2 protein-coding genes are annotated in these 3,957 nt (G+C 70.8%); one reads left to right on the top strand and one right to left on the bottom strand.

All coding sequences use genetic code 11. The features are described from left to right. Positions 1–3,622 (top strand): ATP-dependent RNA helicase HrpA (gene hrpA / locus AB0J52_RS30775; protein WP_500186188.1); only part of this gene is annotated, 3,622 nt, incomplete at its 5' end. A gap of 74 nt (positions 3,623–3,696) precedes the next feature. Here the strand turns inward: hrpA and AB0J52_RS30770 are convergent. Beyond that, positions 3,697–3,957, bottom strand: a 261-nt coding sequence (locus AB0J52_RS30770; protein ID WP_500186186.1) for an efflux permease Rv1217c-related protein, incomplete at its 5' end; no start/stop codon positions are given.

Genomic DNA, 3,957 nt, shown 5'->3' with positions numbered 1-3,957 from the left:
GCCTGGCCGAAGCTGCGCGACGCGCACAAGGCCACGCACCGTCGCCGACCGCATCGCCGAGGAGCTCGGCACCGAGCTCGGCGAGGCCGTCGGGTACAAGATCCGGTTCACCGACCGGTCGAGCGACGACACGCTGGTCAAGCTGATGACCGACGGCATCCTGCTCGCCGAGATCCAGACCGACCGGCTGCTGCGCCAGTACGACACGCTGATCATCGACGAGGCGCACGAGCGCAGCCTCAACATCGACTTCCTGCTCGGGTACGTCAAGGAGATCCTGCCGCGGCGACCCGACCTCAAGGTGATCATCACCTCGGCGACGATCGACCCCGAGCGGTTCTCCCGGCACTTCGGCGACGCCCCGATCGTGGAGGTGTCCGGCCGGACCTACCCGGTCGAGGTCCGGTACCGGCCCGTCACCGACCCCGAGGACCCCGCCGCCGACCCCGACCGCGACCAGATCCAGGCGATCGTGGACGCCGTGGACGAGCTGGAGCGCGAGGCCCCCGGCGACGTGCTGGTGTTCCTGTCCGGCGAGCGGGAGATCCGCGACACCGCCGACGCGCTCACCAAGCACTTCGCCGGCAAGCGCGGCCACCACGAGGTGCTGCCGCTGTACGCGCGGCTGTCGTCCGCCGAGCAGCACCGGGTGTTCCAGGCGCACCGGGGACGGCGCGTCGTCCTCGCGACGAACGTGGCCGAGACGTCGCTGACCGTCCCCGGCATCAAGTACGTCGTGGACCCCGGCACCGCCCGCATCTCCCGCTACAGCCACCGGCTGAAGGTGCAGCGGCTCCCGATCGAGCCGGTGTCGCAGGCGTCGGCGAACCAGCGCAAGGGCCGCTGCGGACGCGTGTCCGAGGGCATCTGCATCCGGCTGTACTCCGAGGAGGACTTCGAGGCCCGCCCCGAGTTCACCGATCCGGAGATCCTGCGCACCAACCTGGCCTCGGTCATCCTGCAGATGACCGCGCTCGGCCTCGGCGACATCGCCGCGTTCCCGTTCGTGGAGCCGCCGGACCGCCGCAACGTCAAGGCCGGCGTCGACTTGCTGCACGAGCTCGGTGCGATCGACCCGGACGAGAAGGACCCGAAGAAGCGCCTGACCCCCCTCGGCCGCAGCCTCGCCCAGCTGCCCGTGGACCCGCGCCTGGCCCGCATGGTGCTGGAGGCCGACAAGAACGGCTGCGTCCGCGAGGTGCTCATCATCGCCGCGGCCCTGTCGATCCAGGATCCGCGCGAGCGTCCCGCCGAGCACCAGCAGGCCGCCGACGAGAAGCACCGCCGGTTCGCCGACCCGACCTCGGACTTCCTCGCCTACCTGAACCTGTGGAACTACCTGCGCGAGCAGCAGAAGGAGCTGTCGGGCAGCGCGTTCCGCCGCATGTGCAAGAACGAGTTCCTGCACTACCTGCGCATCCGCGAATGGCAGGACCTGCACACCCAGCTCAGGCAGGTCGCCAAGTCCCTCGGCGTCACTCTGAACAGCACCGACGCCCCGCCCGAGCGCATCCACGTCTCGCTGCTGGCCGGCCTGCTGTCGCACATCGGCCTGCAGGACCTGGGAGGTCGGTCGGGGCCGGTTGGTCGGGGAGAAGGCGACAAGAAGGACGAGGGCGGGCCGCGCCGCCGCGGCCAGCAGGAGTACCTGGGCGCCCGCAACGCCAAGTTCGCGATCTTCCCCGGATCGGCGCTGTTCAAGAAGCCGCCGCGCTGGGTCATGTCCGCCGAGCTGGTCGAGACGTCCCGGCTGTGGGCGCGCGTCAACGCCAGGATCGAGCCCGAGTGGATCGAGCCGCTCGCCGGGCACCTGGTCAAGCGGCAGTACAGCGAGCCGCACTGGTCCAAGAAGCAGGCGGCCGTCATGGCGTACGAGAAGGTCACCCTGTACGGGGTGCCGATCGTCGCGCAGCGCAGCGTCAACTACGGGCGCATCGACCCCGAGCTGTCGCGCGAGCTGTTCATCCGGCACGCGCTGGTCGAGGGCGACTGGGAGACCCACCACCGGTTCTTCCACGAGAACCGCGCGCTGCTGGAAGAAGTCGAGGAGCTGGAGCACCGCGCCCGCCGCCGCGACATCCTCGTGGACGACGAGACGCTGTTCGAGTTCTACGACGAGCGCGTCCCCGAGGACGTCGTCTCCGGACGGCACTTCGACACCTGGTGGAAGAAGGCCCGCCACACCGAGCCCGACCGTCTGAGCTTCGAGAAGTCGATGCTCATCAACCAGACGGCCGACGCGGTCACCGAGGCCGACTACCCCGACCACTGGCAGCAGGGCCCGCTCCGGCTGAGGCTGACCTACCAGTTCGAGCCGGGCACCGACGCCGACGGCGTGACCGTCCACGTGCCGGTGCAGATCCTCAACCAGGTCAAGCCGGACGGGTTCGACTGGCAGGTCCCCGGCCTGCGCCGTGAGCTCGTGACCGAGCTGATCCGCTCGCTGCCCAAGCAGCTGCGGGTCAACTTCGTCCCGGCGCCCGACTACGCCCGCCGCGTCCTGGAGCGCGTCTCCCCGCGCACCGAGCCGCTGCTGGACGCCCTGGAACGCGAACTGACGCAGCTGACGTCCGTGCCGGTCGCGCGCGAGGCATGGGACCTGTCGCGCCTGCCCGCGCACCTGCGCATGACGTTTCGCGTCGTGGACGAGCGCAAGCGCATGATCGAGGAGTCCACCGACCTCGACGCGCTCAAGCGCAAGCTCGCGGCCAAGGTGCGCGGCACCCTGTCGAAGGCCGCGTCCAAGGAGGGCATCGAGAAGGAGGGCCTCACGTCCTGGACCCTCGGCGAGCTGCCCCGCACCTACGAGCGCAGGCAGGCCGGGTACGAGGTCAAGGCGTTCCCCGCGCTCACCGACGAGGGCGGGTCCGCGGCCGTCCGGATGTACGAGACCGAGGCCGAGCAGCGCCGCGCCATGTGGAACGGGACACGGCGGCTGATCCTGCTGAACGCGCCGTCCCCGGCCAAGCAGATCCAGGGACGCCTGGGCAACCAGGCCAAGCTCGCGCTCAGCCACAACCCGCACGGGTCGGTGGCCAAGCTGTTCGACGACTGCGTCGCCGCCGCCGTCGACAAGCTCATGGCCGACGCCGGGGGACCGGCCTGGGACGAGGCGGGCTACCAGCGCCTGTACGACCTCGTCCGCGCCGACCTGTACGACACCACCGCCGCGATCGTGGCGCAGGTCGAACGCATCCTCGCCGCCGCCCACCAGCTCGACCGGGGGCTGCGCGGCAGCACGAGCATGGTGCTCCTGCCGGCGCTGACCGACATCCGGGAGCACCTGGCCGCGCTGATCGGGCCGGGTTTCGTGACGGCGACCGGTGCGCGACGGCTGCCCGACCTGCTCCGCTACGTCAAAGCCATGCAGATGCGGGTGGACAAGCTGCCGGAGAACCCCGGCCGCGACCGGATGCTCGCCAACCAGGTGCAGTTGCTGCAGGAGGAGTACGCGGCCCTGCTGCGCCGCCTGCCGCCCGGCCGCCGCGAGGACGAGGCCGTCACGCAGATCCGCTGGATGCTGGAGGAGTACCGGGTCAGCCTGTTCGCGCAGCAGCTCGGCACTCGTTTCCCGGTGTCCGACAAGCGCATCCGCAAGGCCATGGCCCAGATCCAGCCCTAGCCCGGAACGGCGAAGGCGGCGATGGTCCAGGACCATCGCCGCCTTCGTTCCATCGCCGTTCCGGCGCCGCTCCCTCAGGAGGTGAGGTCGCGCCGCCGGAAGGTCCACAGGCCCGCGCCCACCAGGACTGCGGCGACCGCCAGGAGCCACAGCAGGGGAGTGGCCGACCAGGCCGACCCCGGCAGTCTCGGGGTGTGCGCGAACGGCGAGACGTCCATGGCCCACCCGGGCAGCTTCAGCAGCGGCCCCAACTCGCCGACCAGCAGGAACACCACCAGCACGGCCCACCCGAGCGCGGCGAGGCGGGGCAGCAGCCCGTAGCCGAGGACGACCAC

Origin of the sequence: Spirillospora sp. NPDC049652, assembly GCF_040675125.1 — a bacterium.
Classification (GTDB): domain Bacteria; phylum Actinomycetota; class Actinomycetes; order Streptosporangiales; family Streptosporangiaceae; genus Spirillospora.
Note: the sequence above shows the minus strand (reverse complement) of the source record. Positions and strands in the feature narration are given on the sequence as shown.